This is a genomic window from Amycolatopsis rubida (assembly GCF_900115345.1).
GTDB lineage: Bacteria > Actinomycetota > Actinomycetes > Mycobacteriales > Pseudonocardiaceae > Amycolatopsis > Amycolatopsis rubida.
Genome location: NZ_FOWC01000004.1, coordinates 348,286 through 375,040, shown reverse-complemented (window position 1 = coordinate 375,040; position 26,755 = coordinate 348,286). Strand labels below are relative to the sequence as shown.

At 67.7% G+C, this 26,755-nt stretch carries 28 protein-coding genes; 19 read left to right on the top strand and 9 right to left on the bottom strand.

All coding sequences use genetic code 11. From position 1 onward, the window contains the following. Nucleotides 1-54 precede the first annotated feature (54 nt). Genes BM362_RS19350 through BM362_RS19335 form a run of 4 tightly spaced genes read right to left on the bottom strand, consistent with a single transcriptional unit; the run spans nt 55 to nt 4,573 of the window. On the bottom strand, nt 55-885 hold the full coding sequence (locus tag BM362_RS19350) for a GntR family transcriptional regulator (RefSeq protein ID WP_093574076.1): 831 nt from the start codon (nt 883-885) through the stop codon (nt 55-57). Continuing rightward, nucleotides 882-2,039 carry an acyl-CoA dehydrogenase family protein gene (locus BM362_RS19345; RefSeq protein ID WP_093574075.1) on the bottom strand — a complete coding sequence of 386 codons (1,158 nt, stop codon included), beginning with the start codon at nt 2,037-2,039 and terminating at the stop codon, nt 882-884. Before BM362_RS19345 ends, BM362_RS19350 begins: the two co-directional genes overlap by 4 nt. 52 nt (nt 2,040-2,091) lie before the next feature. Continuing rightward, the gene (locus tag BM362_RS19340) at nt 2,092-3,336 is read right to left on the bottom strand and encodes a CaiB/BaiF CoA transferase family protein (protein ID WP_093574074.1); all 1,245 of its coding nucleotides are present in this window, start codon (nt 3,334-3,336) and stop codon (nt 2,092-2,094) included. Between the two features lies 1 nt (nt 3,337). After that, nucleotides 3,338-4,573: an MmgE/PrpD family protein gene (locus BM362_RS19335; protein ID WP_093574073.1), complete on the bottom strand. Its 1,236-nt coding sequence runs from the start codon at nt 4,571-4,573 to the stop codon at nt 3,338-3,340. Nucleotides 4,574-4,929: 356 nt separating this feature from the next. Here BM362_RS19335 and BM362_RS19330 point away from each other — a divergent pair, with 356 nt between their 5' ends. The 3 genes from BM362_RS19330 (at nt 4,930) to BM362_RS19320 (ending at nt 8,574) form a co-directional block, all read left to right on the top strand. Further along, nucleotides 4,930-5,952, top strand: a complete 1,023-nt coding sequence (locus BM362_RS19330; protein WP_093574072.1) for a hotdog family protein — start codon at nt 4,930-4,932, stop codon at nt 5,950-5,952. Between the two features lie 55 nt (nt 5,953-6,007). Beyond that, nucleotides 6,008-7,003 carry an AraC family transcriptional regulator gene (locus BM362_RS19325; RefSeq protein ID WP_244287209.1) on the top strand — a complete coding sequence of 332 codons (996 nt, stop codon included), beginning with the start codon at nt 6,008-6,010 and terminating at the stop codon, nt 7,001-7,003. Nucleotides 7,004-7,068: 65 nt separating this feature from the next. Beyond that, nucleotides 7,069-8,574 (top strand): aldehyde dehydrogenase, encoded by a 1,506-nt coding sequence (locus BM362_RS19320; protein WP_093574071.1) that lies wholly within the window; start codon nt 7,069-7,071, stop codon nt 8,572-8,574. Between the two features lie 603 nt (nt 8,575-9,177). Here BM362_RS19320 and BM362_RS19315 read toward each other — a convergent pair. Further along, the gene (locus BM362_RS19315; RefSeq protein WP_093574070.1) at nt 9,178-9,885 is read right to left on the bottom strand and encodes a type 1 glutamine amidotransferase domain-containing protein; all 708 of its coding nucleotides are present in this window, start codon (nt 9,883-9,885) and stop codon (nt 9,178-9,180) included. Nucleotides 9,886-10,267: 382 nt separating this feature from the next. On the opposite strand from BM362_RS19315, the gene BM362_RS19310 reads away from it, so the two are divergent. The 15 genes from BM362_RS19310 to BM362_RS19245 all read left to right on the top strand — a co-directional run bounded on the left by BM362_RS19310 (nt 10,268) and on the right by BM362_RS19245 (nt 19,851). Further along, nucleotides 10,268-11,287, top strand: coding sequence for a DJ-1/PfpI family protein (locus tag BM362_RS19310; RefSeq protein ID WP_093574069.1), 1,020 nt, complete (start codon nt 10,268-10,270; stop codon nt 11,285-11,287). 12 nt (nt 11,288-11,299) lie between these two features. Further along, nucleotides 11,300-11,827: a nuclear transport factor 2 family protein gene (locus tag BM362_RS19305; RefSeq protein WP_093574068.1), complete on the top strand. Its 528-nt coding sequence runs from the start codon at nt 11,300-11,302 to the stop codon at nt 11,825-11,827. Between the two features lie 21 nt (nt 11,828-11,848). After that, nucleotides 11,849-12,325 carry a nuclear transport factor 2 family protein gene (locus tag BM362_RS19300; protein ID WP_093574067.1) on the top strand — a complete coding sequence of 159 codons (477 nt, stop codon included), beginning with the start codon at nt 11,849-11,851 and terminating at the stop codon, nt 12,323-12,325. A 15-nt stretch (nt 12,326-12,340) separates the two neighbouring features. Continuing rightward, nucleotides 12,341-13,867 carry a ferritin family protein gene (locus BM362_RS19295; RefSeq protein ID WP_093574066.1) on the top strand — a complete coding sequence of 509 codons (1,527 nt, stop codon included), beginning with the start codon at nt 12,341-12,343 and terminating at the stop codon, nt 13,865-13,867. Beyond that, nucleotides 13,867-14,175: a toluene-4-monooxygenase system B family protein gene (locus tag BM362_RS19290; RefSeq protein ID WP_093574065.1), complete on the top strand. Its 309-nt coding sequence runs from the start codon at nt 13,867-13,869 to the stop codon at nt 14,173-14,175. Before BM362_RS19295 ends, BM362_RS19290 begins: the two co-directional genes overlap by 1 nt. Nucleotide 14,176: 1 nt before the next feature. Next, the gene (locus tag BM362_RS19285) at nt 14,177-14,482 is read left to right on the top strand and encodes an MmoB/DmpM family protein (protein ID WP_244287208.1); all 306 of its coding nucleotides are present in this window, start codon (nt 14,177-14,179) and stop codon (nt 14,480-14,482) included. A gap of 16 nt (nt 14,483-14,498) precedes the next feature. Then, nucleotides 14,499-15,539, top strand: coding sequence for a ferritin family protein (locus BM362_RS19280; RefSeq protein ID WP_093574064.1), 1,041 nt, complete (start codon nt 14,499-14,501; stop codon nt 15,537-15,539). A gap of 118 nt (nt 15,540-15,657) precedes the next feature. Next, nucleotides 15,658-15,996 carry a Rieske 2Fe-2S domain-containing protein gene (locus tag BM362_RS19275; RefSeq protein WP_093574225.1) on the top strand — a complete coding sequence of 113 codons (339 nt, stop codon included), beginning with the start codon at nt 15,658-15,660 and terminating at the stop codon, nt 15,994-15,996. Further along, a complete protein-coding gene (locus BM362_RS49060) occupies nt 15,881-16,339 on the top strand; it encodes a putative quinol monooxygenase (protein ID WP_244287221.1) in 459 nt (152 codons plus the stop codon). Before BM362_RS19275 ends, BM362_RS49060 begins: the two co-directional genes overlap by 116 nt. Nucleotides 16,340-16,392: 53 nt before the next feature. Further along, complete coding sequence (locus BM362_RS19265) at nt 16,393-17,637, top strand: NAD(P)/FAD-dependent oxidoreductase (RefSeq protein WP_093574062.1); 1,245 nt, start codon at nt 16,393-16,395, stop codon at nt 17,635-17,637. A gap of 3 nt (nt 17,638-17,640) precedes the next feature. Further along, on the top strand, nt 17,641-18,054 hold the full coding sequence (locus BM362_RS19260) for an uL22 family ribosomal protein (RefSeq protein ID WP_093574061.1): 414 nt from the start codon (nt 17,641-17,643) through the stop codon (nt 18,052-18,054). Next, complete coding sequence (locus BM362_RS19255) at nt 18,054-18,416, top strand: metal-sulfur cluster assembly factor (protein ID WP_093574224.1); 363 nt, start codon at nt 18,054-18,056, stop codon at nt 18,414-18,416. The genes BM362_RS19260 and BM362_RS19255 overlap by 1 nt, the downstream gene beginning before the upstream one ends. A 127-nt stretch (nt 18,417-18,543) precedes the next feature. Next, entirely contained in the window at nt 18,544-18,729 is a 186-nt protein-coding gene (locus BM362_RS50590; protein WP_208865271.1) for a hypothetical protein, read from the top strand. Then, nucleotides 18,726-19,514, top strand: a complete 789-nt coding sequence (locus BM362_RS19250) for a metal-sulfur cluster assembly factor (RefSeq protein WP_093574060.1) — start codon at nt 18,726-18,728, stop codon at nt 19,512-19,514. The genes BM362_RS50590 and BM362_RS19250 overlap by 4 nt, the downstream gene beginning before the upstream one ends. 46 nt (nt 19,515-19,560) lie before the next feature. Then, nucleotides 19,561-19,851: a putative quinol monooxygenase gene (locus BM362_RS19245; RefSeq protein ID WP_067591336.1), complete on the top strand. Its 291-nt coding sequence runs from the start codon at nt 19,561-19,563 to the stop codon at nt 19,849-19,851. A 206-nt stretch (nt 19,852-20,057) separates the two neighbouring features. Here BM362_RS19245 and BM362_RS19240 read toward each other — a convergent pair whose 3' ends face one another. Then, on the bottom strand, nt 20,058-21,347 hold the full coding sequence (locus tag BM362_RS19240; protein ID WP_157905083.1) for an alpha/beta hydrolase: 1,290 nt from the start codon (nt 21,345-21,347) through the stop codon (nt 20,058-20,060). Between the two features lie 321 nt (nt 21,348-21,668). On the opposite strand from BM362_RS19240, the gene BM362_RS19235 reads away from it, so the two are divergent. After that, on the top strand, nt 21,669-22,304 hold the full coding sequence (locus tag BM362_RS19235) for a TetR/AcrR family transcriptional regulator (protein WP_067591330.1): 636 nt from the start codon (nt 21,669-21,671) through the stop codon (nt 22,302-22,304). Nucleotide 22,305: 1 nt separating this feature from the next. Here BM362_RS19235 and BM362_RS19230 read toward each other — a convergent pair whose 3' ends face one another. The 3 genes from BM362_RS19230 to BM362_RS19220 are packed head-to-tail and all read right to left on the bottom strand — an operon-like array spanning nt 22,306 to nt 26,702. After that, on the bottom strand, nt 22,306-23,106 hold the full coding sequence (locus tag BM362_RS19230; RefSeq protein WP_067591328.1) for an enoyl-CoA hydratase/isomerase family protein: 801 nt from the start codon (nt 23,104-23,106) through the stop codon (nt 22,306-22,308). Continuing rightward, nucleotides 23,103-24,998 (bottom strand): AMP-binding protein, encoded by a 1,896-nt coding sequence (locus tag BM362_RS19225; protein ID WP_093574058.1) that lies wholly within the window; start codon nt 24,996-24,998, stop codon nt 23,103-23,105. The genes BM362_RS19230 and BM362_RS19225 overlap by 4 nt, the downstream gene beginning before the upstream one ends. Before the next feature lie 30 nt (nt 24,999-25,028). Then, nucleotides 25,029-26,702: an AMP-binding protein gene (locus tag BM362_RS19220; protein WP_093574057.1), complete on the bottom strand. Its 1,674-nt coding sequence runs from the start codon at nt 26,700-26,702 to the stop codon at nt 25,029-25,031. Between the last annotated feature and the right edge of the window lie 53 nt (nt 26,703-26,755).

Below are 26,755 nucleotides of genomic sequence, written 5' to 3'. Positions count from 1 at the left end.
CAACGGCGAGTTGGTGGAGGCGCAGCAGGGCGAGGCGGGGTCAAACGCGATCGGCTACATGCTGCGGCGGAGTTTGACGCGGTAGGAGTATTGCTCGGGCAGGAAGTGGCTGATGGCGAGTTCGACGGGTTGGCCGTCAGTGGCGAGGTAGATCCGATCGACTCGGAGTAAAGGCGCACCGGGTGGACAGCCGAGGGCCTCAGCGAGGGTGTCGGTGGCCGCGGCCGCGGTGATGCTCTGCTCTGCTTCGGCGATCGGAGCGGGCAACCGGGTGTCGAGCAGGCCGATGATGGTGACGTCGCTGGTAGCCCCCGGTTCGGTCAGCTCGGGGATCTCCCCGAGAGCTGCGCCGGCTGCCGGGTGCAGGTGGACGGTGGTGTGGCAGAAGGGTTCGGCGTTGTGGGTGCGGCGGAACACGAGGGTGTGGACGGCATCGCTGTCGAGCCGTAGCCGGCTGGCGGCCTCGACGTTGACTTGGCGGCGCAGGGGGCGGAGGACTTCGAGCCGAGTGTCCAGCGACAGGCCCATGAGGTCTTCGATGGAGCCGAATTGCCGCAGGTACTGGCCGTCGCGGGGGGCGGCGAACGTGCCGCGGCCAGGGACGCGGTGGACCATGCCTTCGGCGACGAGGTCGTGGAACGCTCGTCGGACGGTTTGGCGGCTGACCTGGTATTCGGCGGCGAGTTCGGCTTCGGTGGGCAGGCGCGCGCCGTCGGCATAGCGGCGTTGGAGGATCGCTGTGCGCAACATGCGGGCGAGTACTTTGTAGGCTGCTTCGCCTGCCTGTTCCTTGATGCTCGCGCCATCCTGCTGTGGCTCATGGTCCGCACTGGTGGTGTCGGTGTCAGCGCGGTGAGCCGGTAGGCGGGTGGTTGCGCTGGTCATGTGGTGACTCCTCCACGGGCGACGAGTTGCGAGGCGATGACATTACGCTGGATCTCGTTGGTTCCTTCACCGACGATCATCAGTGGAGCGTCCCTGAAGTAGCGTTCCACGTCGAATTCGGTGGAGTAGCCGTAGCCGCCGTGGACTCGTACCGCGTTGAGCGCCATTTCCATCGCGGTTTCCGAGGCGAACAACTTGGCCATACCTGCTTCCATGTCGCAGCGGTCTCCGGCGTCGTAGCGCTCGGCGGCGAACAACACGAGCTGGCGGGCGGCGGTGTATTTGGTGGCCATGTCGGCCAGGTAGTTGCCGATGGACTGGTGGCGCCAGATCGGCTTGCCGAACGATTCGCGTTCCTGGGCGTAGCGCAGGGCGTCGTCGAGGGCGGCGCGGGCGACGCCGAGGGCGCGGGAGGCGACCTGGATGCGGCCGATCTCCAGGCCCTTCATCATCTGGGTGAACCCGTGGCCTTCCTGCCCGCCGAGCAGCGTGTCGGCAGGGGCGCGGTAGTCGGTGAAGGACAGTTCGCAGCTCTCGACGCCCTTGTAGCCGAGTTTCGGCAGGTCCTTGGACACGGCGAATCCGTCGCCGGGTTCGACGAGCAGGATGCTGATACCCCGGTGCTGGGGTTCGGCCTGGGGGTCGGTTTTGCAGAGCAGTGCGATGAGCTGTGAGCGGCGGGCGTTGGTGATCCACGTCTTGGCGCCGTTGACGACGTAGTGCTCGCCGTCGTGGCGCGCGCTGGTGGTCAGGGCTTGCAGGTCGGAGCCGCCGCCGGGCTCGGTCAGCGCCATGGTGGCGCGGATTTCGCCGCTGGCCATCTTCGGCAGGTAGCGCTGTTTCTGTTGATCGGTGCCGAAGGTCAGGATGAGCTTGGCGACGACGGTGTGTCCGCCCATGGCGCCGGCCAGGCTCATCCAGCCGCGGGCGAGCTGTTCGGTGACCTGGACGTAGCAGGGGGTGGAGACGGCGACGTCGCCGTAGGGTTCGGGGATCGCCAGGCCGAAGATGCCGAGTTGGTTCATTTGCTCGATGAGTTTCTCGGGGTATTCGTTGGCGTGTTCGAGATCGTGGGCGGCCGGGCGGACGTCACGGTCGACGAAGTCGCGCACGGTGTCGACGATCGCCTGTTCTTCTTCGTTGAGGGTGCTCACAGGGATCCTTGTCGGGAAGTGTCGGACGGTGCCGGAAAATCCGGTGGGTGGGTTAGATGACGCCGTTGGTGCGCAGGGCGGCGATGGTGGTGTCGGTGCGGCCCAGGCCGCGCAGGATGTCCTCGGTGTGCTCGCCCAGGGCTGGGACCGGGTTCATGGCGGGATCGAGGCCGGTGAGGCTGGTGGGCGGGAGGAGGGCCTGGATGTCGCCGCCGGGAGTGGCGACAGTGCGCCAGCGGTTGCGTCCGGCGAGGACAGGGTGGTCGAGGAACTGGGCGACGGTGTTGAGCCGGGCGTTGGCGACTCCGGCCTTGTCCAGCAGCGTCAGGACGGTGTCGGTGTCCAGGGCGGCGAATCGGGCCGCGATCACGCTGTTGACTTGGTCGCGGTGGGCCACGCGGGCCGAGTTCGTGGCGAACCTCGGGTCCTGGGGCAGTGCGGGGTCGTCGAGGGCGATCCGGCAGAACGCGTGCCATTCGCGTTCGTTCTGGATGGCCAGCAGCACGGTCTGGTCCTCGGCAGTGGTGAAGGGGCCGTAGGGCGCGATGGTGGCGTGCTGGGCGCCGACTCGCGCCGGTTGCTGTCCGCTGTACTGGGTGTAGTAGGCCGGGGAGCCCATCCATTCGGCCAGCGCTTCGAACAGCGACACCTCGACCGCGGCGACCGAGCCGGTGATGGCGCGCTGGTAGAGGGCGGTGAGGATGCCGCTGTAGGCGTACATTCCGGCGGCGATGTCGGCCACGGATATGCCGGCCTTGGCCATCTCCTCGGGGCTGCCGGTCAGCGACACGAGCCCGGTTTCGCACTGCACGAGTAGGTCGTAGGCCTTGCGGTCGGCCCACGGTCCGTCGGTGCCATAGCCGGAGATCGTGCAGGGGATCACTCGCGGGTGCCGCGCGGCCAGCGACGCCGCGTCGATACTCAGCCGTGCGGCGGCGCCGGGGCCGAGATTCTGTACCAGGACGTCCGCCTCGCCGAGCAGTTCCTCCAGCACCGCGCGCCCGTCGGGGTTCTTCACGTCCAGGGTCAGGGACTGCTTGGAGCGGTTGAGCCACACGAAGTAGCTGGACTGCCCCTGGACGGACTCGTCGTAGCGGCGGGCGAAATCCCCGCCGTCGGGCCGTTCGATCTTGATCACGCGGGCGCCGAGGTCTGCCAGCTGGCGAGTGGCGAACGGTGCCGCGACAGCCTGCTCCAAGCTGACCACGGTCACCCCGGCCAACGGCAGGGCAAGCGGCGTATCTCCCGAAGCCGCGCGCGGTACAGCGGCCGAGGCGGGGCGCAGGTGCTCGGTCATCTCAGGCGGCTCCTCGACGTGTCAGCGAGAACGTGGCCGGCACGGCTGGCAGCTGGTCGGCCAGGATGGCCGCCGCGCGCGCCCAGTCCAGCTCGGTGAGCAGGGTGGGTATGTCGGGGCCGCAGTCGGCGGCCTTGGCGCGCATGTCCTGAGCCGAGGGCGGTCGCGCTGGGGAACCGGGCGGCAGCTGTTGGCGCACCGCGTGTTGGGTGCCGTCGTGCAGGGTGAGGACGATGTCGACGTGGCCGGCGAGCAGCCCGTCGCCGCCCGGAGCCGCGGTCAGGTTCACCAGCTGCAGCAAGCGCTGGGCCTCCGGCCTGGTCACGGCGCGGTCGGTGAAGCTCTCGAAGCCGGGCCGGGAATCCAGCAGCGCGGCGGCGATGGCGTACTCCAGACTGAACTTGCCCTGCAATCCAGTACTGGGCCGACGGTGGATCAGCGGCCGCACCGTCCCCTCCGGAGTGTTCACCTCGATGCCGGTCACGGCGGACGGTGCGATTCCTTCGGGGAGTTGTTCGCGTAATGCACTGATCGGGCGCTGCAACGCGTAGCAGCAGGGAAACATCTTGATCGCCAGGCCACCAGGAATCGCCGGGCCCGCCGTGTCGACGCGGCCGGGATCACCGCCGACCAGCCGGAGCCAGGCGTCCAGCGCGGCCGGGTCGGCGACGGCTCCGGCGGCGGCGAGCCGGGCGGCACGCACGCCGGCGTCGGCGGCGAAGCCTACCTGCAGGGACTTGCCCGCGGACCCGAATGCCCGCTGCACCCCGCCCGCGGCCGGTACGGCCAGAGCGATTGCCGTGGCGATCTGCTCGGACGACAGGTCCAGCGCGACCGCCGCCGCGACCGCGGCCGCCGGAGCACCGGCAGTACAGGTCGTGTGCCAGCCACTGGCGTAGTGCGACCACCCCAGCGCCACCCCGAGCCGAGCCATGACCCCGGCGCCGGCGAGGTAGGCGCGGGCGTCGCCGCCGACGGCGAGCGTCGCCGGCACGCAGACCACGCTGATGTGGGTGGTGGACTCCATGTGCAGGTCGTCGAAATCCAGTACGTGACCGACCGCCGCCCAGCGCGCCGCGTCCGGGAGCCCCGCCGACAGCCTCACCAGGTCATCGTGGCGGGCGGCGAGCGTGACGGCCATCGTGTCGAGCAGCGAACGCTGCGCCAGTTCGAGGTCGTCGGTGTCTGGCACGTAGTCGTGCGCCCACCGCGCCAACGTCTCGGCGGTCGATTCCATCCTCAACTCCCGGATCCTGCTTGGTGAAAGGCCCACCCGAGCGGTGAGTGCCTGACGTCGCCGCCGGCCTGCTTGGGCCCCGATGAGCATTAATGTACGGCCAATACTGCAAGGGCAGGCCTGGCCTGTCAACGTCCGATGAGACGAACCACCGATGCCTCTGACTCACCTCCATCCTCGATGGTCTGCATTGAATCGTGGCAGGCCGTCTCAATGCGGGTCAGCGCGCGAACGCCATCGCGTGTTGACAGTGCCACGCCCCTAAGGAAGACTCTCCGCAGAATTGGCCGTACATATCTGGACTGGGTCGGACATCGACAGCAACGAGGAGTCGAAGAGTGGTCAGCAGCGTGCCTATGACCAAGGCGGCGGGACCGTTGGTGGCCGCACAGGGCCCGTTCTTCGAACAGCTGGCTGTCGGACAGGTCTTCGACACCGCTCCATCGGTGGCCCTGAGCAACGGGCACGCGGTGACCCATCAGGCGATCGTCGGCGACCGGCTGCGGTTGCCGCCGGATGATCGCCTGGCGGCCGCGGTGGTGGGTCAAGAATCGCTGGTGCACCCGGCGCTGGTGTGGGATGTCGCGATCGGGCAGTCGACACTTCCGACGCATCACGTGCGGGCCAACCTGTTCTACCGCGGTTTCGTGTTCCGTCGATTTCCGATGATCGGCGACACGCTGACCACTGCCACCGAGGTCGTCGCGCTGCGGCAGAACCGGCCCCGTCCTGAGCGCCGCCCTACCGGACTGGCTGTCCCGCGGGTCAGCACGGTAGATCAGGAACACCGCCCGGTGCTGGATTTCTGGCGCTGCGCGATGCTGCCGCTCGGTGACCCCGCCGCTGATACCGGCCATCGCGACGATCTGGATGCTGTCGGTGTCCGGCCCGGCCCGGCGGAGTTCGCCGCGGCGGTCGCGCACTGGCGACTGGACCTGTTCCGGCGGCAGGTGCGAGGCGGTGAGCATTTCACCGACATCGGGGTGGGTCGCCAGTGGAAGGTCGTCGGTGCCGACGTCGTGTCCTCGGCACCGGAATTGGCGCGATTAACCTTGAATATCGCGACGGTGCATCATGACGAGATCGCCGCAGGCGGGCAGCGCTTGGTGTACGGCGGGCACACCATCGGGCTGGCCTTGGCGCAGGTCAGCCGTGCGATACCCAACATCGTCACCGTCGCCGGCTGGGACGGCTGCGATCACGTCGGCCCCGTGCGCGAGGGCGACTCGCTCGCCAGCACGGTGACCGTGGAATCCACCGAGCCGCTCGTCACCGGAGGCGGGCTGGCGTGGCTGCGTGTTGAGGTTGACGCCCGGGCCGGGCCGGCTGGTCGGCTGCGTCCGGTGCTGCTGTGGCGGTGCGCGGTGATCCTGTCCTGACACGCGAGCCGGCGGTCTCCGGCTGTGGTACAGCACGAGTGCAACAACCCTCATCGTGGAGGTGGCGGCAGTGTCGACATCAGACTTGTTCCCCGAGGAGCGGCTCACTGTCGGTGATCTCATCGCCGAAATCTCCGCCGCCGCCTCCCAGGTGGGCCCCAACCGGTCGGTGTGGCAGGGCCTGACGGTGTACAAATTCACCTCGCCGATGGTTCCGCAGTGGGACGAGGTCCGGTCGTTGGCGCTCTGTTTCGTCGCACAGGGACGCAAACGCGTCGCGGTCGAGGGCGGTATCGACCACTTCTACGACCCGTTCCGCTATTTGGTTTTCACCCGGGGCCAGCGATTCCAGGCTGAGATCCTTGAAGCCAGTGCGGAGAAGCCGTTCTTGTCGTTCGTGCTGCAGATCGATCCCGGCATTGTGCGCCAGGTGTCCTCCGACATGCTGGAGCGCTCCACTACCACTTTTCACCGACCGGTGTCTCCTCCGGTCGCTCCCGCGTATGTGTCTACTGTGGATATTCCATTGACGGGTGCGATCCTGCGGTTTCTGCGTTCGATCACCTCCGGTGCCGACCGCCGGGTGCTGGCACCGATGTATCTGCAGGAGATCTGCTACCGGCTCTTGCAGGCTGAGCAGTGTTCCCGCCTGCTCGCGGCGGCGGCCACCGAGCACGAACTCAACCCCGTCTCACAAGTGATCCGCTATGTCCAGGAACACATGAACGAACCGGTCACCGTCGCCGATCTCGCCGACCACGTCGCGATGAGCCCCTCGGCCTTCGCACACTTGTTCCGGGAAGTGACCGGCATGTCTCCGTACCAGTTCGTCAAACGGATGCGTTTGGACCGGGCCCGTACCTTGCTCGTCGAGGAGGGCCTGAGCGTGAGTGAGGTGGCCCGTGAGGTCGGCTACACCAGCCTGTCGCACTTCATTACCGAGTTCAAACGCCACTTCGGCGTGACCCCGCGCGCGTACGCCGAAACCCAGCGCACCGCCGTGGCCTTGCAGGTCGACCGAGCCACCAGCCGCGTCCGCACCATGCCCTGACCACCGCATCCGAGATCCCCAGCGCCGATCAAGCGATCCACCTGACTACGAGGAGACTGCCGATCATGTCCACCACCACCGACGCTCCGGTCACCGCGGCGGAGGTCGCCTATTATCAGATGGTCATCAACGGTGAGCGCGTCGAGGCGCACTCCGGCGCCCGGTTCGACACGCTCGACCCCTACGCACAGAAGGCCTGGGCCAGCGCCCCGGACGCCGGCGCCTCCGATGTGGATGCCGCGGTCGCCGCCGCTCGTGCCGCGCTGTCCGGCCCCTGGGGTGCGATGACTGGCTTTCAACGGGCCGTGCTCATGCGGCGTCTGGGTGACCTCATCGCCCGCGACGCCGACACGTTGGCCGTGCTGGAAACCCGCGACTCCGGCAAGCTGCTGCGCGAGATGTCCGGGCAGTTGTCGTATATCCCGCAATGGTTCTACTATTATTCTGGGCTGGCGGACAAACTCGAAGGCTCCGCGATTCCCAGCGACAAACCGAACTTCTTCGCCTACACCCGGCACGAGCCACTCGGTGTGGTCGCTGCGATCGTGCCCTGGAACTCGCCGTTGCTGTTGCTGGCCTGGAAACTGGCCCCCGCGTTGGCGGCAGGTTGCACCTTCGTGGTCAAACCCAGCGATCACACCCCGATCACCGCGATCGCACTTGCCGCACTGGTGGAGGAGGCCGGGTTCCCGCCCGGCGTGTTCAACGTGATCACCGGATACGGCCCGGCCACAGGTCAGGCGCTCGCCGCTCACCCCGATGTGGACAAGGTCGCGTTCACCGGTTCCACCACGACCGGGATCAGCGTCGCCCACGCCGCCGCCGACCACCTTTCCCGCGTCACCCTCGAACTCGGCGGCAAATCGGCTCAGCTGGTGTTTCCCGACGCCGATATCGACGCCGCCGCCAACGGCGTGATCGCCGGGGTGTTCGCCGCTTCCGGGCAGACCTGCATGGCCGGCGCGCGGCTGCTGGTGCACCGCTCGGTCCACGACGAACTGGTCGCGAAAGTCGTCGCCCGCGCCGAGACGATCACTTTGGGAAACCCCGCCGACCCGGCCACCGAGATGGGCCCGATGGCCAACGCCCCGCAGTTCGAGAAGGTCACCGGCATGCTTGCCGCCGCCCGGAAGGAGGGCGCCACCATCGCCACCGGAGGTGGACCCGATTCCGGACTCGGCGGGTTCTTCATCCGGCCGACCGTGCTGACCGGGGTCGCCCCGACCAGCGAGATCGTGTGCGAGGAAGTCTTCGGGCCCGTGCTCACGGTGCTGCCGTTCGACACCGAGGACGAGGCCATTGCGCTGGCCAACGCCTCCCGCTACGGCCTGGCGGGGTCGGTGTGGACCAAGGACATCCACCGCGGGCACCGCGTCGCGCACCGGCTGCGGGCCGGGACGGTGTGGATCAACGCCTACCGGACCGTCGGACCGAACGTCCCCTTCGGCGGCCTGAAATACAGTGGCGTCGGCCGGGAGAACGGGATCGATGCTGTCTACGAATACACGGAGACCAAGTCGATCTGGGTCGAACTGACCGGCGACACCCGCGATCCGTTCACGCTGGGCTGAAGGGCCCGACCTGGGCTGTCCGGGTCGCGATGGGCCGGATGTTCGGCCGCCGGCATCCTCGGATCGCAAGGCCGGACGAAATGGCGGTGGACCGTGCTGGCCGCGCACGGTTGCCGCCGCGAGCCCTGGACAGGGCGCACGAGAAGCAGGTTCAGCGGCAGGACCGCACGCTGTCGGCTCTGGTGCTCGCACCAAGTGCCGACAGCGACTTGGGCACGAGTACCAGAGCGCCACGACGTGCGGCGCTACTCCGGAGGTCTGTCGGCGGCAGGGATTCCGACCTCCGTGGCTGGCCGGTGCCGGTCCGAGGAAGTCCTCGCCTTCCGGACCAGGTTCGACCAGAAACCTATCTGCCGGCCGCCCCGCACAAGCATTTCACCGGGGGACCGCGACACGGTCCACGTCCGCAGGACTGACGACATCCGACCCGGGAGCCGGCGCTTCAGGACCGCATGACAGGCGCCGGGGAGCCCCTAGCCTGTTGTCTGCACAGAATTTCTGGGTCCGGAGACCTGGAGATACGGGTGTGGTCCGCCGCTTCATGGCGGAGGACCACACCCGCGGATCGGACCGGCCGGGGTGGTGAGCGGTCCCTGAGGATCGTCAAGCGGTCAGGTCCTGAACCAGCCGGTCGGCCAGTGGCTGTGAGGAAGCCGGGTTCTGTCCGGTGTAGAGCCCTCGGTCGACCACGACATGTGGTCCCCAGGGCTGGTCGGCGTTGCTGAACGTCGCCCCGTATTCCTTGAGCCGGTCTTCCAGCAACCACGCCGCCCTGTCGGCATAGCCGACCTGGCCTTCTTCGATGTTGGTGAACGCGGTCAGCTGATAGCCCTCGAACAACCACTTCCCGGCATCGTCCTTGGCCGGCAGGAGCGACGCCGGACCGTGGCACACCGCGGCGACCGGCTTGCCCGCGTCGGCGAACTCCCGGACCAGCGCTCCGAACGCCGGAGAAGCCGCGAGGTCCTCCATCGGCCCGTGCCCGCCGGGGACGAAGATGACGTCGAAGTCCCCGGCGTGCTGCTCCTCCAGCACCTTCGGTGTGGACAGCTCGCCGGCGATACCGGCGAGGTAGCCACGCAGCTTCTGCCCGGTCTCGGCCGAACCGTTGTTCATCTCCGGGGTGAACCCGGCCTCGTCCGCGGTCGGCACCACTCCGCCGGGGGTGGCCACCGTGATGTCCAGTCCGGCCTCCCGGAAGATCCGATGGGGCTCGGCCAGTTCCTCCGGCCAGTAGCCGCACGGGTGCTTGGTGCCGTCGGCGAACGTCCAGTGGTCGGATCCGGTCACGGCCAGCAGTACCGACGTCATGGAACAACCTCCCTGAAATTGTGCGCGCAAATGCGCAGAGCATCGCCGACGGTACGAGCGTCGAGCGGCCGGCGGGGCAGCTGCGGCGGAATCCGAAAGAACTCAGCGACAATCGGCAACCCGCGCTGCTGCGATGGCCGCTACCAAGGCCCATCTGGGCACGGTGGATGACCTCACCCCCGCGACCCGCCCTGTGTCGCGGCGGTGCGCGCCGAGGATGTGCCACCCGAACAACGCGGAGTGTGACCGTTGCGCCCGCAGGACCTGCACGTTGCGGTCGAGAGAAATGGGCAACTCTTCAGCAGAAATGTGCGTAGGCAGCCGCAGGCCACCTCCCTAGTGTTGCTGATCACAAGCAACGTCGCTGCCTTGGGAGTTCCGTATGCCCCGTGTCCTGTTTCTGGTCTCCAGCGCCCGCGAGTTGACCTTCGCTGACGGCTCGACGCACGTCACCGGCTACTTCGCCGAGGAGGCGCTGACCCCGTACGAGCGATTCACCGAGGCGGGAGTCGAGGTCGTGGTCACCACCGCCGACGGGAGGCCACCGCTGGCCGACCCTTACGGTCTCGAGCCGTTCTTCCATTACCCCGACGAGGACGAGGACTTCCTCGCCTCGATCACTCGCACCTTCGCCCACGATGTGGACGACATCCGCCTGACCCTGCGGCACATGACCGAACTCGGGCTGGCCGCGGCGCGCAGGGTCTACTTCGCGTTGCGCGACCACGGCCTGGACGATGCGGGTGCCCGTGAGCTGATCAACAAAGCCGCACAGATCACCTGGCTCGGCGACCGTCCGTTCGCCGAGGTCCTGATCGACGACGGCCTCGCGGGCCCGCTGAGCAAGGCTGACGTCGAGGACGCCGTCGCCGCGGTGAACGCCGACGCACAGGCCGAGTCCGACCGGGTTGCGGCGCGACTGGCCGAGATCACCGGATTCCAGCATCCGGTGAACCTCGCCGAGCTCTCCGACGCCCAGCTGGCCGAGTTCGACGCGGTGTTCGTTCCCGGCGGGCACGGCCCGATGGTCGATCTGGCCGACAACCCCGACGTGACAAGGATTCTGCGGGTACTGCACGAGAAGAACGCACCGATCGCGTCCCTGTGCCACGGCCCTGCGTTCCTGCTCTCCGCCGGAGCCAACAGTGAGGGGCAGTGGCTGTTCGACGGCTATCGGATGACCTCGTTCACCGACGAGGAGGAGGCGCAGACTCCGCAGGGCAAGGCGGGGATGCAGTGGTGGCTGGAGACCGCGCTCAAGGGCGCCGGTGCGGTATTCGACGACTCCCCGGCGGCCTGGACATCGCACGTCGTGGTCGACCGCAACCTCATCACCGCACAGAACCCGAACTCGGCCGACGCCGCGGCGGACGCGGTGCTCAAAGCACTCGAAGTGCTGTAGGAGGACATCGGCATGGGAATCAAGTCCCTGTTCACGCGCGGCCGGAATACCCGCTCCGAACAGGCCGGCAGCAACGAGGAGAACGCAGCAGATGGGAGTAGCACGGTGAGCCAGGAGCCAGGCAAGGTCGCCGAGGAGTTCCTGCGCGCCTTCGCCGACGGCGATGTCGACGCGGCGCTGGGACGGCTCGCACAGGACGCGAGGGTCGAGATCCCCCCGGCAGGAGTTCTCGGCACCGCCGAGAAGCAGGGTCGCGAGTTCATCGCCGCCACCGTCGCGGCGTTCCCGGACCTGCGGTTGACGGTGCGCAAGTCGTTCACTGGGGCCGACGGAACGGTTATCGCCGAGCTGACGCTGGAAGGCACCCAGACCGCGAGCTACCTCGGTGTGATCAACCAGGAGAAGCATCTCGACCTCGACCAGGTGTGGGTGTTCACCATCGCCGATGGGCGGATCACCACGATCAAGGCGTTCTGGTGCCAGAACCAGCTCTACCGCCGCCTGGCCGTGAAACGCCTCGATCAACTGTCCATCGTTTGATCCGGGAAGGACGCAAACACCATGACTGTGGCCAGCGAGCAGGCCAGTGACAGGCGCACCGCGACCGAGACAGTGGAGGCGTTCTTCGCCGCTTACCGCGACCAGGACGTCAACGCGATGGTCACATTGTGCACACCCGGCGCGGACTTCCATTACGTGCCGTTCGAGATGTGGGGCAAACAGCGTGTCCTGCGCGGTGACGGGAAGGTCCGCACCATCGGCAAGCCGATGTGGGTGGGCCTGATCGGCGCGTTCCCCGATCTGACCAACACCGTCAAGACGATCACCGCAGACGCTCACGGTGATGTCGCTGCCGAAGTTGTCATCGGCGGTACGCAGGCCGGCCCGTGGGGTGTGATCGCTCCGCGGGGACGGGTGTTCTCCGAACCGCATCTGTTCGTGCTCCACGTCGACGAGGACGGGTTGATCGACTCGATCACCGCGTACTGGGACAACGCGAGCATCTACCGCCAGCTCGGTCACCTCGAAGTCGACTAACGAGAAAGGACAGCGATGACCCTGTTGAAGAGGGAAGAGTGGCAAGACATCGTGCGTGATGTCGCCTGGACCTACAGCTTCGTCGACGACGAGACCGTCTATCCGGACTGGCAGAGCGGCACCGGGAAGGTCCCGCGCGAAGCGTGGGACGCCTGGGAGGAAAGCTACAAGGTCGTCTACCCCGAATACGTCTCCACCCAGCACGACAAGGAGGGCGCGGCTTACGCTGTCAAAGCCGCGTTGCAGCGCTCCACCGCGTTCGAGACGCTGTCGGAGGGCTGGAAGTCCGCGACGAAGATGCACTACGGCGGTGTCAGCCTCGTGGAATACGCCGGCCTCATCGGTGAGCTGCGAATGGCCCGATTCGGGCTGAACCCCGGTTGGCAGAACATGGCGATCTTCGGAGCCTTGGACGAGATCCGGCACGCCCAGATCACGATGTTCTTCGGCCACGAATTCGTCGGCAAGGACCCGCAGTACGACTGGACGCAGAAAGCGTTCCACACCAACGACTGGGTCATGATCTCCTTGCGCAGCCTGTTCGACGCGATGATCATCTCGCCGAACGCGGTCGACTTGGCCATCCAGCTGCCGATGACGTTCGAAACCGGATTCACCAACCTGCAGTTCGTCGCGCTTTCCTCGGACGCGCTGGAGTCCGGGGACGTGAATTTCGCGAACATGATCTCCTCGATCCAGACCGACGAGGCACGCCACTCCCAGCAGGGCGGTCCGACGCTGGAAATCCTCGTCGAGCACGATCCGGTCCGCGCGCAGTGGGTGGTGGACAAGTTCTTCTGGCTCACCGCGCGCGCGTTCTCCGCGCTGACCGGGCCGCCGATGGACTACTACACCCCCGTCGAGCACCGCAAGCAGTCCTACCGGGAGTTCATGGAGGAATGGATCGTCGACCAGTTCGTCCGCACTCTCAACGACTACGGGCTGCGCAAACCGTGGTACTGGGACGAGTTCATGGAAGGTCTCGACGTCTGGCACCACTCGTTGCACATGGGCTTGTGGTACTGGAGGCCGACCACGTGGTGGAAGCCCGCGGCCGGGGTGGATGCCGCGTCGGTGGAGTGGCTGCGGGAGAAGTATCCGAACTGGGACACACTCTATGGCGACAAGTGGAAGGTACTGGCCGAAGCCATCAATTCCGGCAACATGGAAGCCACCCTGCCGGAGACACTTCCGTGGCTGTGCAACATGTGTCACCTGCCGTGCTGCAATGCCACCTACGGCCGGGACGGAACCTGGCGGGTGCGCAACCACTCGCTCAAGCACAACGGCACGACATATCACTTCTGTTCCAAGACCTGCCGTCAGATCTGGTGGGAAGACCGCGACAACATCAACCACACCACCCTGGTCGAGCGGTTCCTGCTCGGCGAAATCCAGCCGATGGACGTCCCCGGCCTGCTGGCCTACATGGGCATCACTCCCGATGTCGCCGGCGACGACGCGGACGGATACGCCTGGGCCCGGGACTACGCGACCGGCTCCGGCGCACCGGAGCTGATCATCGCCGGAGGGGGCAGCTGATGACCGACACCGCAACGGACCTCGTGGCCGAGACCGGCGGGACTGCGGCCGAACCGCAGTTGGTGCCGGTGAACGCGATCTTCGCCGACGACTTCACCGAGATCCTCGTGCCGGTGATGAGCAACTGCACCATGACCGAAGTCGCAGGGCTCGTCGCCCACCACGTCGAAGGTCGGCGGGTGCGCGCCAGGGACCTGCCCAAGGCCGTTTTTCACCACGGCCGAGAGGTTCCCGCGGACGTCACCGTGGCTCAGGCGGGTATCGGCCCGATGGATCACATTCGCGTGGATTACCAGGAGCAGGACTGACATGGCCATCGACAACGCCGTGGGCCCGGTCTTGCGGATGTGCGAGGAAGTGGACGCGGTCGTCGCCGCGATCCGCGACGACAATCCCGACACCGAAATCGAGGTCATCGACCGCGGCTCCTACGTCCGGGTCCAGGCCACCGACAAACTGGTCGTCACCGAGGCCACCCTGCAAGAGCATCTTGGCGGCGGATTCCAGATCCGCTCGCTGGAAGGCATGTTGTCCTCCTTCGCCGGGCGGATCACGACCTCCAGCGACCGTATCGAATGGCAGACCGGCGCCAGCCGCAAGACGGCGGTCCGCTGAGACAAGGCAGGAGACCATGACCGACAACACGAAGAAACCACGCCGTCAGCGCACCTGGAGCGCCTTCGGCGACGTCAAGCGGCGCCCCAGCGAGTACGAGATCGTCACCCACGGAACCAACTGGACCACACGCCAGGGGCGCAAGGCGCCACTGGAACAGAACCCGTCGTCCCCGGCGAACCTCTGGTTCCGCACTTATCGCGACGGATCGCCGCTCTCGGTGGAGGACTGGGAGAGCTTCCGGGACCCCGACAAGATGACCTACCGGCAGTATGTGGCGGTCCAGAACGAGCAGGAGACCAAGGTCCGCGGCGTCTTGGACCAGTATGCCGATTCGAACGCCGACGCCAGGCTGCACCCGCGGTGGCGGAGCGTGCTGGCCAGGCTGTTCACCCCGACGCGCTACCCGCTGCACGGGCTGCAGCAGATTCACGCCTACTTCGGGTACATGGCGCCCTCGGCCTACATCACCAACGCCGCGACGTTCGCTGCCGCAGACGTGCTGCGCCGGGTGTCGCTGGTCGCTTACCGCACCCGTGAACTGCAGATGGCCTGGCCGGAGGAGGGTTTTGCCACCGGAGAACGGGAGATCTGGGAGAACGACGCGGCCTGGCAACCAGCCCGCAAGGCAGTCGAGAACGCGCTGGTCACCTACGACTGGGCCGAAGCGTTCACCGCGGTCAACCTGGTGCTGCTGCCCAGCCTGGACGATCTGCTGCTGCGGCAACTGCGCGAGATCGCGCACGCCAACGGCGACGACCTGACCTGGCTGCTCATGTCTTTCCTGCAGGTCGACAGCAAGCGCCGGGACCGGTGGAGTGGTGCGCTAGCCAAGTTCGCGGTCACCGAAGGGCCCGGCAACGCCAGCGTCCTGCAGGGCTGGATCGATCAGTGGTCCCCATTGGCCGACGCCGCCGTGGAAGGGCTCGCCCATGTCCTCGCCGCGGCACCGGAACACCCGCACCGCGTCATGGACATGGTCGACGCTGCACGCCGTGCCCGCGCCGAGCTGATCGACCAGATCGGACTCGCGCAACCGGATACCGCCGCCGGATGAGCGTCCCGCCGTGGCGGGTGGTGACGCAACCTGGGCCACCATCCGCCGCGGCACGACCTCGGAGATCACGACAATCCCGGCCGCACGAGTGCGGCCGGCACTCAAGGCAGGAAGACTCATGACGAACGCGGGCTCCGCGCAAGCCACCGGAACATGGCGCAAGGCCATCGAACTCGACGAACTCTGGGAAGGCGAGATGACCGGCGTCGAGGTCGCCGGCACGAAAGTCTTGCTCGTCAACCTCGACGGTGACGTCCGCGCCTACGAGAACCGATGCCCGCACCAGGAATGGGCACTCGACGAAGGCGACTTCGACGGAGAGAAGATCACCTGCTCCCGGCATCTGTGGGAGTTCGACGCCGCCAGCGGCGCCGGAGTCAATCCCACCGACTGCCGGCTCAAGGCCTTCCCGTGCCGGGTCACCAGCGACGACACCGTCGAAGTCGACGTTCCCTGACCATACCGACCAGTCCCCGGGCCACCCACGAGGGAAGGAGGCACGTACGTCGACCTTCGCCGTACTCGCCCACTACCGAGTCCAACCAGGTCGTGGTGATGAGGTCGCCGCGGCGCTGCGACCCCACATCGTCGCGACCCGCGCCGAACCGGGCTGTGTCGGGTTCACCGTCAACCGTTCCGCCGACGACCCAGACGTGTTCGTGCTCTACGAGCAGTACCACGACAGCAACGCATTCCAGGCCCACGTCGACAGCCGGCACTACCAGGACTATGTCGCCCGACGGGTCCGGCCCCTGCTGGCCGACCGGCAGGTGTCGTTCTATACCACCGTGGAGCCCTGAGCCCGCGGAGACAAGCCGCCAACCGAGGCGCACTACCAGCAGAGGAGAGGACCGTGGACTCGCGGCACTTCGTGATCGTCGGAGGGGGAACCTGCGCCGGCGCAGCGGCCCGCACGCTGCGCGCCGAAGGCTTCGACGGTCAACTCACCATCATCAGCAACGAGCCGGTGCCCCCCTACGAGCGTCCCCCACTGTCCAAACAATTCCTCACCGGCGAGGTCGCTGCCGACGACCTCGCGATCAACCCCGTCGGCTGGTACGCCGAAAACAAGGTAGACCTGCTCCTCGAAACTGAAGCGTCCACACTGGACACCACGGCGAAGACGATGACACTCGACGACGGACGGCGCCTGGGCTACGACACGCTGCTGCTGGCCACAGGCGGCCGGCCACGAAGACTGCCGGACCTCGACAGCGACCGGGTGCTGTACCTGCGTGGGATCGAGGACGCCCGGCGCCTGGCCGAACACATGTCCACGGGTGACCGCGTCGTGGTACTCGGCGGAGGGTTCATCGGCTGCGAAGTAGCCGCCTCCGCGCGAGGTCTCGGCCTGGAAGCGACCATGCTGGAAATGCTGGATGTTCCCCTGCAGCGGGTACTCGGCGCCGAACTCGGTGAGATCATCGCCCAAGTGCACCGCGACGCCGGTGTCGACGTGCGCACAGGCGAGCGCGTGGAGTCCGTCCGCGACACCGGCTCCGGTCTGCGGATCACCACCGACCGGGCCGTTCTCGACTGCGGCGCACTGCTGGTCGCCGTCGGCTTGCAACCCAACACCGAACTCGCCGAAGCAGCCGGGATCGCATGCGACAACGGCATTCTTGTCGATGCCCACTGCCGCACCAGCGCCACCGACGTCTACGCCGCAGGCGACGTTGCGAGTCACTTCCACACCTCCTACAACCGACACGTCCGTGTGGAGCACCACGACAACGCGATCAAGCAGGGCGCCGCCGCAGCCAAGAACATGCTCGGGCGGCAGACTCCGTTCACCGACCAGCACTGGTTCTGGTCGGACCAGTACGACCACAGCCTGCAATCGGTAGGTATCGCCACCGGTCATGACGAAATCGTGCTCCGCGGAGACACCGCGACCCGGCAGTTCTCGGCGTTCTTCTGCAAGGACGGACAAGTCCTCTCGGTGTTCGCTCTCGACCGCGGCAAGGACATCATCGGCGGCCGCAAGCTCATCACTGCCGGCCTTTCGGTCACCGCCGAGCAGTTGCGGGACGAAAGCGTCAACCTCGCCCGACTTGTTCCCCGGCCCACGAGCCAACAGGCCCCCCAAGGAGCGTGAGCGGTGATCGAGGAGAGCCTCGGAGAACGCTACATCGGTCACGACGGCGAAGCCCGCATCAGCCCCGCGTACGCTGCCCGAGTCCTGGCCCACATCCACGGCATGCCGGTCCCGCGCGCCCTGCACGTGCTCCGGTTCAACCCGGCCGTGATCTGCCCGCAGATCGCCCGCATCGTCCAAAGAGCAGCGGCCGATGCCGCCCGCCGCAGCCACCATCGACCCGAAACTCTCGTCGTCGGCGACGGTCTCGTCGGTGACGGCCAGGACGTTATCCGGGTCCGCCGGCAGGCACACGGTACGGCCGACTGGATCACCACCAAGACCACCGAGATCACCGTCGAGGTTCGACCCAACGACCGGAATCCGACCGGCTCTCGTGTCGCTACCGGTGACACCACCAGGAAGGAGTCACTGTGATGACCACCTCTGCCGCTCCCGTTGATCCCCGTTCCCTCGACCCCGGCACACCACGGGGCCAGATTGTCGAAGCCCTGTACGAGGTCATCGACCCCGATCTCGGTATCAACATCGTTGACCTCGGCTTCGTCCTCGATGTCGCCCTCGACGACGATCGCCATGCCATCCTCACCATGACTCTCACCTCCGCCGCTTGCCCGCTGACCGGCATCATGGAAGACCAAATCCGCACCACGCTCGTCGGCGGCCTTGGCCTCGCCACCGGGTTCCACATCGACTGGATCTGGACTCCGGCGTGGACACCCGCACGCATCACCGACGAGGGGCGCGAACAACTGCGGGCCATCGGCTTCACCATGTGACCGGACCACGGCCGACGACACCGGCAGGAGTCTCTGATGCTGAGGACCGACACACTCGCCACCGCACGCACACTGCTGTTCGTTCCCGGCGACCGCGCAGGCCGGTTCGACAAGGCAGCCGCCAGCCATCGTCCTCGACCTCGAAGACGCCGTCAGCGCCGACGCCGAAGACCTCGATCGCCCGCGCGACATCATCGACACCCGACGGCTGCTCGCCCGGCCGCACCAGGCCAGCGCGGACGAGCTGCGTGACGAATCGGTACGCCTCAAACGACTGGCCCCGCCCGACGCCCCGGTGGTGAGCACGCCATGACCCCTGCCGTTACCGCATTTCCCGCCGAAAGCGCGACCGACTGGGCGGTCCTGCGCACCAGCGAGGATCGCGTGCACGTCGAAGCCGCGGACGCGGAGGCTGCCCTGGGCACCGTGTGCGGGCTGGCGGCACCGGAGGCACTGGCCAGGTTGCGGTTCGGCCCCGGCCGCACCTGCGAGCCGGTGGCAAGGGTGCTGGACATCGCGCTGGCCAGTGCCGGGCGGGCCGGTATCCAGCCCGCCCGGCTCGTGCTGGTCGAAGGAAGCGCCCGGCCAGGGCAGGACCTCTTGCGCGAATCCCGCAAACTGGGCGCGGGCAGCTGGTTCTCCCGGCCCACCGCCACCGTTTCGCTGACCCTCCAGCCAGCGGGCACGCGTCCCGCGGCACCCCGGGCGTTCCAGCCCGCGGCCGAGCCGTCAGCAGCGGCACCGGCCGTGACCGCGGCCGGAACGCGCACCGTGGAACCGGAACCCGGCAGCGCGGCCGAGGCCGTTCGCGAGGCGCTCTACGACGTCCTCGACCCCGATCTCGGCGTCAACATCGTCGATCTCGGATTTATCCGGGGAATCGGCCTCGACGAGGCGGGAATCGTGAGCCTGACCATGACGCTGACGTCCGCGGCCTGTCCGCTGACCGGGATCACGACCGACCAGATCAACCGGGTGCTCGTCGACGAGCCGGAAGCTCCGGCGAAGGGCGTTCACATCGAGTGGGCGTGGACACCCGGCGACAGCAGCGCCGAGGGCCGCGAGCAGTTGCGCGCCATCGGTTTCACCCGCTTCTGATCCCCTCGTTTCCGTATTCGCCGACTCATGAGCAGGAGAACACGTCATGGCGTTCGTGGTGATCGCGACCTGGAAGGCCAAGCCCGGCCAGGCCGAGCGCATCCGCGACATCCTCCGCACCGTCGCCCCGTTGAACCGGCGGGAGGAGAAGTCGCTCGAATTCCAGGCCCACGTCAGCGCGGAAGACCCGGATACCTTCGTGCTGTACGAGAAGTACGTCGACGCGTCGGGCTACGACGACCACAAGGCAGGCGAGCCCTTTCGCAAGTACGTTCTCGGCGAGGCCATCCCGAACCTCGCCGACCGCAGCGTCACGACACTGGAAACTCTTGACTGAGCGAGTTTTCCCGTTGTCGGCAACGGCTTGACCCGGCACAGCACTTCACGGCCGGGCCGTGGTGAGCCGCGGCGGACGGATCCGACGAGAACCGGCGCCGGCGGAGCTGCGTCCGGCAGCGGCCTCCCGCTGTGCTTTGTCCAGCACTGCTGACCACGACCGACGAGCCGCGCGCCGGAGCATGCCGGCGCGCGGCCCCGGTCGCGTCAGGTCCCGGCGATGACCCCCTCGGGGAAGGTCCCCACCAGCGAGTCGGTCAGATTGCCGATCGTGGACAGTGCCTGTGCCATGCCCGGAATCGGATCCTTGTTGTCGCCGATCCCAGGGACGACGTTGCTCGCCCGCTGCAGAAGCGCGACAGCCGGCACGACGGCTTGGACGACCGTCGCGTTGACCGCCTTCGCGGCGAGGCTGGGCGCCGGGGCTTGCGGAACGGCCGTCGCGGCCGCCGCGCCGGGGGCGGTGTTCCGCACGGCGTTGCCCGCCCCGACATACTTGTCGGCGAAGTCGAGCATGCGTGCGTTGCTCTCCGGTGCGCTCTTCTCCAGCTGCAGATCGTGGGCGGTGTTCGGCACGACGTCCGCGACGACCGTCGCCTGCGGACCGTAGAACGGGCGTTCGAAATCGGCCAGCGCCTTGGAGTCCGAGCAGCTCGGCCCCAGCAGCCCGCAGATGAACGGGTCGTGCTGCCCGACGACGGTGTAGACCGGGATGTTCAGCGTGCGGTCGACGTTCAGGACGTTGTAGCCCGCCAGAGTGGCCAGCTCCACGAGATTGCCGGTGTCCTTGAGCTGCTCGTCCTTCGCGACCACGCCGGGATCGGTCGAGGAGGGGGAGCCGAGATAGAACCCGCCGCGAGTGCCCGGATAACTGGTCAGGTAGGCGGGATCGAGCCCGGCCGCGGCGAACTTCGGATCGAGCGCCGCCGGGTAGTCGTCGGCGATGATCTTGCTGACGACGTTGACGTAGTTGAGGGAATGGGCGATCGCCGTCGGCATGATGGCGTCGACGTCTTTGTACAGGCCCGCTTCGGTCATCGTGACGATGCCGCCAAGGCTGTGCCCGACCTCGATCACCTTGCTGAACGGGGTGCCGAGCCTGCCGTCCCGCAAGGCCGTGATGACCTGGTGGACGGTACTGACATCGGCGTAGAAGTTGTCGAAGGCGCTCAACGGCCGGGTGGACTGGCCGTCACCGAGCCGGTCGATGTTCAGGGTGGCGTAGCCGCGCTTGTTCGCCGCACGCACGTAGGAGTAAGTGTCGGGCTCGTAGGGCGCGTCCCAGTAGTACCGCGCGTACGACCAGCCGTGAACGAGTATCTGCACCGTCGTGGCACCAGGCGGAGTGCACAGCGTGCCGGCGATCGTGGCCGCCTGCCCGGCCGCGGTGACCGGCACCGCGACGTTCTGGCAAGTGGTGGCGGCAGGTTCCGCCGCGCCGGCCGGAGCTACGGCGGCGCTCGCGCCGAGCAGCAGTCCGCCGGCCAGCGTCACCACCCGCCGGAACACATTTTGTGAACGAAGATTCTTTAAAGCAGCCAAGGTTGACCTCATTGTCGTCCCGAAATGTGGGCAGCTTGAAAGAAACTCGCCCGCCAGGGCGGGTATCTATGCTCGGCAGCCCAGTCGAGTTAGTGATTAGACGTTCACTAGCCAGCTGAAGCTACCACGTGGAACCCGACGTGTCCTCACATGAACGGGTTATTTTGCGTCCGGAAAGCGCGGAACCCGCTCGCCGCGGGGCTTGCCCGGCCGCGCACGGCGTCTTCGCGGGGCGTCAGCGGTAGCATCGAGGGCAACGACCGTCAGGAGGTACCGGTGAAGGAAGCGCGGCGGCGCGATCCCGCGAGGAAGGCGCTGATCTTGACCGCGGCGGCCGAGCTGATCTCGCGAAACGGCTATCACACCGTGGGCATGGCCGATATCGGCCGGGCCGCGGGCATCGTGGGATCCGGGATATACCGGCACTTCGACAGCAAGTCCGCGATTCTCGCGGACCTGCTTGAGCAGGTCATGGACCAGCTCTCGCACGCGGCTTCGACCATCGTGGACAAAGCGGGCGACGATCGGCTCGCGGTGAGCGAGCTGATCGCCAACCACGCGAGAGTGGCCATTCACGACCGTCGGATCCTGCAGGTGTACCACCGGGAAGCCCGCAACCTGCCGGAGAACGACCTGCGCCGCCTGCGCCGTGCGCAGCGCCACTACATCGAGGAATGGGTCGCCGCGGTGGCGCCGTTGCGCCCAGGCCTGGCCGACGGCGAGATCCGGGTGCTGGTCCACGCGGCGATCGGCAGCATCCAGTCCATCCTGTTCTACAACTCCGGACTGCCGGAGCCACAGCTGACGGAGTTGCTGACCGGCACCGCCCACGCGTGCCTCGGAGTCGACGCGGCCCCCGCGGCGCACCTCGTCGAGCCCGCCGAGGAATGGCACGACGAGCAGGGAGCCTGACTCACCGGCCCGCGAAGCGAGGTGCGCGCCGCTCGTGGAACGCCGTCAGCCCTTCCCTGAGGTCGTGGGAGCGGCTGTAGCGCGCGAAGGTGTCGAACTCGAACTCGAGCGCCTCGGCCGTGGGCAGGTCCCTGGCCGCGTTCGCCACGCGTTTGCACTCGGCCAGTCCCAGCGAACTCCGTCGGGCGCATCGCCGCGCGAGGGCCAGCGCGGTGTCCAGAAGCCGCTCGGCGGGCACGATCTCGTCGATCAGCCCCCAGTCGCGAAAGCGTTCCGCCGGTTCGAGATCACCGGTGAGCAGCAGGCGGCGGGCGACGTTCGCGGGAACCTTGCGTTCCAGCCGGACCGTGCCCCCGCCGCCCGGGAGAACGCCGTAGCGCAGGTGCCCGTCACCGAGCAGCGCTCCCTCGGCCGCGATCACGACATCGGCGGCCAGCGCCAGCTCGAACCCGCCCGCGACGGCGTGCCCGTGCACCGCGGCGACCACCGGCAGCGGTGAGTTTTCGAGACGACTGAACACTTTCCCGGCCCGCCGCACGAACGAAAGGATCTTCTCCGCGTCGCCGTCCAGCCGGCCGAGCAGCTGCCGCAGATCCGCGCCGGCGCAGAAAGCCCGTCCGTTGCCGGTGATGACGATCGCGCGGCAGGAGACGTGGGTGTCGATGCGGTCGAGTGTGGTTTCGAGGTCACCGAGCAACTCGTCGGACAACGCGTTGAGGCTGTCCGGCCGGTTCAGTGTCACGACGGCGATCGAGTCCTGGACGGTCAGTTCCACCAGGCGGTGTGTCGTGTCGGGGATCATCGGGTATCCCCGCGGAGAACGGCTCGCAGCGCGTCGAGCACGCTCCGGTCTTCGATCGTGGACGGCACCGGCTCGTCGAGGCCGTCGGCGATGCCGCGCATCGTCTTGCGCAGGATCTTGCCGGAGCGCGTCTTGGGCAGGGCCGGCACGATGTCGATCTCCTTGAGCGACGCCACCGCGCCGAGCCGGTCCCGCACCAGTGCCACCAGTTCCTTTCGCAGACCGGCGCCGTAGCCCTCGGCGGAGTCGTCGACCCCGGCCTTGAGCACCACGAACCCGCGCGGGAGCTGTCCCTTCAGCGCGTCGGCCACGCCGATCACCGCGCATTCGGCGACGTCGGGATGCATGGCGAGGATCTCTTCCATGCCCCCGGTGGACAGGCGGTGCCCGGCGACGTTGATGACGTCGTCGGTGCGTCCCATGACGAACACGTAGCCGTCCTTGTCGATCCGCCCGCCGTCGCCGGTGAGGTAATAGCCCTCGAACGCCGCCAGGTACGAGTCGACGAACCGTCCGTCGTCGTTCCACAGCGTCGAAAAAGCACCAGGGGGCAAGGGCAGCTTGGCGACGATGGCCCCGTCCTGGCCGGCCGGAACCTGCGCCCCGTTGGCGTCCAGCACCCGGATGTCCCATCCTGGCAAGGGTTTTGTCGGCGAACCGGGCTTGACCGGCAGCAGCTCGATGCCCGCCGGGTCGGCCACGATCGGCCAGCCCGTCTCGGTCTGCCACCAGTGGTCGATGACGGGGATCTCCAGCAGCTCCGAAGCCCAGTGGTAGGTCTCCGGGTCGAGTCTTTCCCCGGCGAGGAACAGATAGCGCAGCCCGGACAGATCGTGCTGGCGGGCGTACTCGCCCTCCGGGTCCTCCTTCCGGAGCGCACGGAAGGCGGTCGGCGCGGTGAACAGGGACCGCACCCCGTTTTCGGCGCATACCCGCCAGAACTGGCCCGCGTCCGGCGTGCCGACCGGCTTGCCCTCGTAGAGGACCGTCGTCGCACCGGCCAGCAGCGGCGCGTAGACGATGTAGGAGTGCCCGACCACCCAGCCGACGTCGGACGCGGTGAAGATCGTCTGCCCGGGTCCGACGTCGTAGACGTTGGGCATCGACCACGCCAGCGCGGTGGCATAGCCGCCGGAGTCCCGGACCACGCCCTTGGGCTTGCCGGTCGTGCCCGAGGTGTAGAGCACGTAGAGCGGGTCGGTGCTCTTCACCGGCACCGGGTCCGCCGGTGCCGCGCTCGCCACGGCCTCGGCCCAGTCGAGGTCTCCGGGCCCCAGTGTGGCTTTCGCTTGCGGCCGTTGAAGAATCACGCAGTTGCCGGGCCGGTGCGTGGCGAGTTCGAGCGCGCGATCCAGCAACGGTTTGTACTCGATGACCCGCTTGCCTTCAATGCCGCAGGACGCGGAGACGACGACTTTCGGGGTGGCGTCGTCGATCCGGACCGCGAGCTCGTTGGCCGCGAACCCGCCGAACACGACGGAATGCACCGCGCCGATCCTCGCGCACGCGAGCATGGCGATCACCGCCTCCGGGACCATCGGCAGGTACACCACGACCCGATCGCCGGCGACCACGCCGAGACCGCGCAATACTCCGGCGAAAGCCGCCACCTCCTGGGTCAGCCTCGCGTAGGTATAAGTGAGCCGGGTGCCCGTCACGGGGGAGTCGTAGACCAGCGCCGCCTGCTCGCCCCGGCCGGCCGCGACGTGCCGGTCGAGCGCGTTGTGCGCGACGTTCAGCTCACCGTCGGGGAACCAGCGGTAGAACGGCGGGCGCCCGTCGTCGAGCGCCCTGGTGGGGGTGCGGTGCCAGTCCAGCGCTTCGGCGGCGGCGAGCCAGAACCCCTCCCGGTCCGCCACGCTCGCCGCATAGACCTCGTCGTAGCCACCCACGTCAGCATCGCTCCTTGTCGTCGCGGTCGGTCAGGCCTGGCCGCGGAAGAGGTCCGCGTGGTGCCTGCGGAGCTTGTACTTGAGGATCTTGCCGCCAACCGTTTCGGGCAGTGCGTCGGTGAAGACGACCGCCTTCGGCGTCTCGTAGCCGCCGAGCGACGCCCGGCAGTGCGCGATGATCGCCGCTTCGTCCGCATCGGCCCCAGGCCGGAGCACTACGACGGCCGTCACCGCCTCACCCCAGTGCTCGTGCGGAAGACCGATCACCGCCGCCTTCTCGACTGCGGGATGGCCCAGCAGCACCGACTCCACCCGCAGGCTGGACACGTTCTCCCCGCCCGACTTCACGATGTCCTTGAACCGGTCGACCATGACGCGCAGACCGTCGGCGTCCACCGCGGCGCTGTCGCCGGAGTGGAACCAGCCGCCGCGGAACGCCTCTCGCGTCGCCTCCTCGTTGAGGTAGTAGCCGGCCGTGACGATCGGGCTTCGGTAGACGGCTTCGCCAGGGGTGTCCGGCTTGTCGCGCAACGACTCGCCGGCCTCGTCGACGACATCCGAGGCGAGCAGCGGGCTCGGCACGCCGACGTAGTTCACGGCGGGCGCGGTGCGTTCGTAGACCTCCGGCCACTTCGCGGGCCAGAACCGGTGACAGGCGATCGCCTCGGTCTGCCCGAAGATGCCCAGTACCACCAGCCCTGGCGCTTTGCCTCGCAGGTACTCGTACACCGCCGGGGCGAGCGCGCCCCAGCCGTAGACGAGGACGGTCAGGCTCGACAGGTCGCGACCGGATTTGTCCGCTTCGGCCGTCAACGCGGCGACGAACTGCGGGGAGCCAGCCCACACCGCGGTCGGCCGTTCTTCTTCGATCGCGAGGGCGATCTGGTCCGGAGCCGGACGGCGGCCCAGCACCAGCGAACCGCCGGCGAGGAACGCCGACAGGGAGAAGATCTGGTCGCCGACGTGGTAGATCATCGGCAGCGAGGTCAGCACCTTCAGTTCCGTCTCCACCCGCAGCCCGCGGGTGAGGGAGACCGCGAAGTTCAGCGCCGCGAAATGGCTGGCGCTGTGGGAGGTCATGACGCCCTTGGGCATGGCGGTCGTGCCCGAGGTGTAGAGCAGCTGCCAGATGTCGTCCCCGTGGATCTCGACGACCGGCTCGGTGCTCGGCTGTCCCTCGATGAAGTCGCCGAAGCTCGGGCTCGCGGCGACCGGGCCGCCGCCGACGGTGACGGTCGCCGCGACCGCCAGACCAGTCGCGGCGAAGGCGCTTTCCGCGCGGGGCCACAGTTCGGCGTCGACGATCGCCGCCGCCGGCTCCGCCTGCCGAACCAGGTACTCCAGTACGTCCGCGGCCAACGCGGGGTTGACGGGCATCGCGACCATCCCGGCTTTCGCGATGCCGATCTTGGCGAGATAGGCCTCGACCGAGTTCTCGCAGAACAGCACGACCCGGGCGCCGGGGCGGAGGCCGCGGGCCGCCAGCGCGTGCGCGAGCTGGTTCGCGATTTCGTCGGCCTGCCGGTAGGTGACCGAGGCGAACCTCTCCTCGCCGTAGGCCCCTTGGCGACCGGTGATCGCGACCTTGTCCGGGTAGCTCCACGTCAGCCGCTCGAACACGTCGCCGACCGAGGTCCGCTCCCAGCGGTTCACGGCACGACGGCCCCGCAACGTCGTGACATCGATCTTCCCGTTCAGGTCCACGTCAGCCTCCTTGCTGCCTGCCCGATGACCGACAGCATCCAACTCCGCGGGCA

What these genes read in the sequence shown, in the direction of transcription:
- BM362_RS19255 (WP_093574224.1), top strand. Translation starts at nt 18,054, where the DNA reads ATGACCACCTCTGCCGCTCCCGTTGATCCCCGTTCCCTCGACCCCGGC.
- BM362_RS19300 (WP_093574067.1), top strand. Translation starts at nt 11,849, where the DNA reads ATGACTGTGGCCAGCGAGCAGGCCAGTGACAGGCGCACCGCGACCGAG.
- BM362_RS19245 (WP_067591336.1), top strand. Translation starts at nt 19,561, where the DNA reads ATGGCGTTCGTGGTGATCGCGACCTGGAAGGCCAAGCCCGGCCAGGCC.
- BM362_RS19230 (WP_067591328.1), bottom strand. Translation starts at nt 23,106, where the DNA reads ATGATCCCCGACACGACACACCGCCTGGTGGAACTGACCGTCCAGGAC.
- BM362_RS19315 (WP_093574070.1), bottom strand. Translation starts at nt 9,885, where the DNA reads ATGACGTCGGTACTGCTGGCCGTGACCGGATCCGACCACTGGACGTTC.
- BM362_RS19310 (WP_093574069.1), top strand. Translation starts at nt 10,268, where the DNA reads ATGCCCCGTGTCCTGTTTCTGGTCTCCAGCGCCCGCGAGTTGACCTTC.
- BM362_RS19330 (WP_093574072.1), top strand. Translation starts at nt 4,930, where the DNA reads ATGACCAAGGCGGCGGGACCGTTGGTGGCCGCACAGGGCCCGTTCTTC.
- BM362_RS19250 (WP_093574060.1), top strand. Translation starts at nt 18,726, where the DNA reads ATGACCCCTGCCGTTACCGCATTTCCCGCCGAAAGCGCGACCGACTGG.
- BM362_RS19335 (WP_093574073.1), bottom strand. Translation starts at nt 4,573, where the DNA reads ATGGAATCGACCGCCGAGACGTTGGCGCGGTGGGCGCACGACTACGTG.
- BM362_RS19275 (WP_093574225.1), top strand. Translation starts at nt 15,658, where the DNA reads ATGACGAACGCGGGCTCCGCGCAAGCCACCGGAACATGGCGCAAGGCC.
- BM362_RS19295 (WP_093574066.1), top strand. Translation starts at nt 12,341, where the DNA reads ATGACCCTGTTGAAGAGGGAAGAGTGGCAAGACATCGTGCGTGATGTC.
- BM362_RS19290 (WP_093574065.1), top strand. Translation starts at nt 13,867, where the DNA reads ATGACCGACACCGCAACGGACCTCGTGGCCGAGACCGGCGGGACTGCG.
- BM362_RS19285 (WP_244287208.1), top strand. Translation starts at nt 14,177, where the DNA reads ATGGCCATCGACAACGCCGTGGGCCCGGTCTTGCGGATGTGCGAGGAA.
- BM362_RS19350 (WP_093574076.1), bottom strand. Translation starts at nt 885, where the DNA reads ATGACCAGCGCAACCACCCGCCTACCGGCTCACCGCGCTGACACCGAC.
- BM362_RS19340 (WP_093574074.1), bottom strand. Translation starts at nt 3,336, where the DNA reads ATGACCGAGCACCTGCGCCCCGCCTCGGCCGCTGTACCGCGCGCGGCT.
- BM362_RS19320 (WP_093574071.1), top strand. Translation starts at nt 7,069, where the DNA reads ATGTCCACCACCACCGACGCTCCGGTCACCGCGGCGGAGGTCGCCTAT.
- BM362_RS19280 (WP_093574064.1), top strand. Translation starts at nt 14,499, where the DNA reads ATGACCGACAACACGAAGAAACCACGCCGTCAGCGCACCTGGAGCGCC.
- BM362_RS19305 (WP_093574068.1), top strand. Translation starts at nt 11,300, where the DNA reads ATGGGAATCAAGTCCCTGTTCACGCGCGGCCGGAATACCCGCTCCGAA.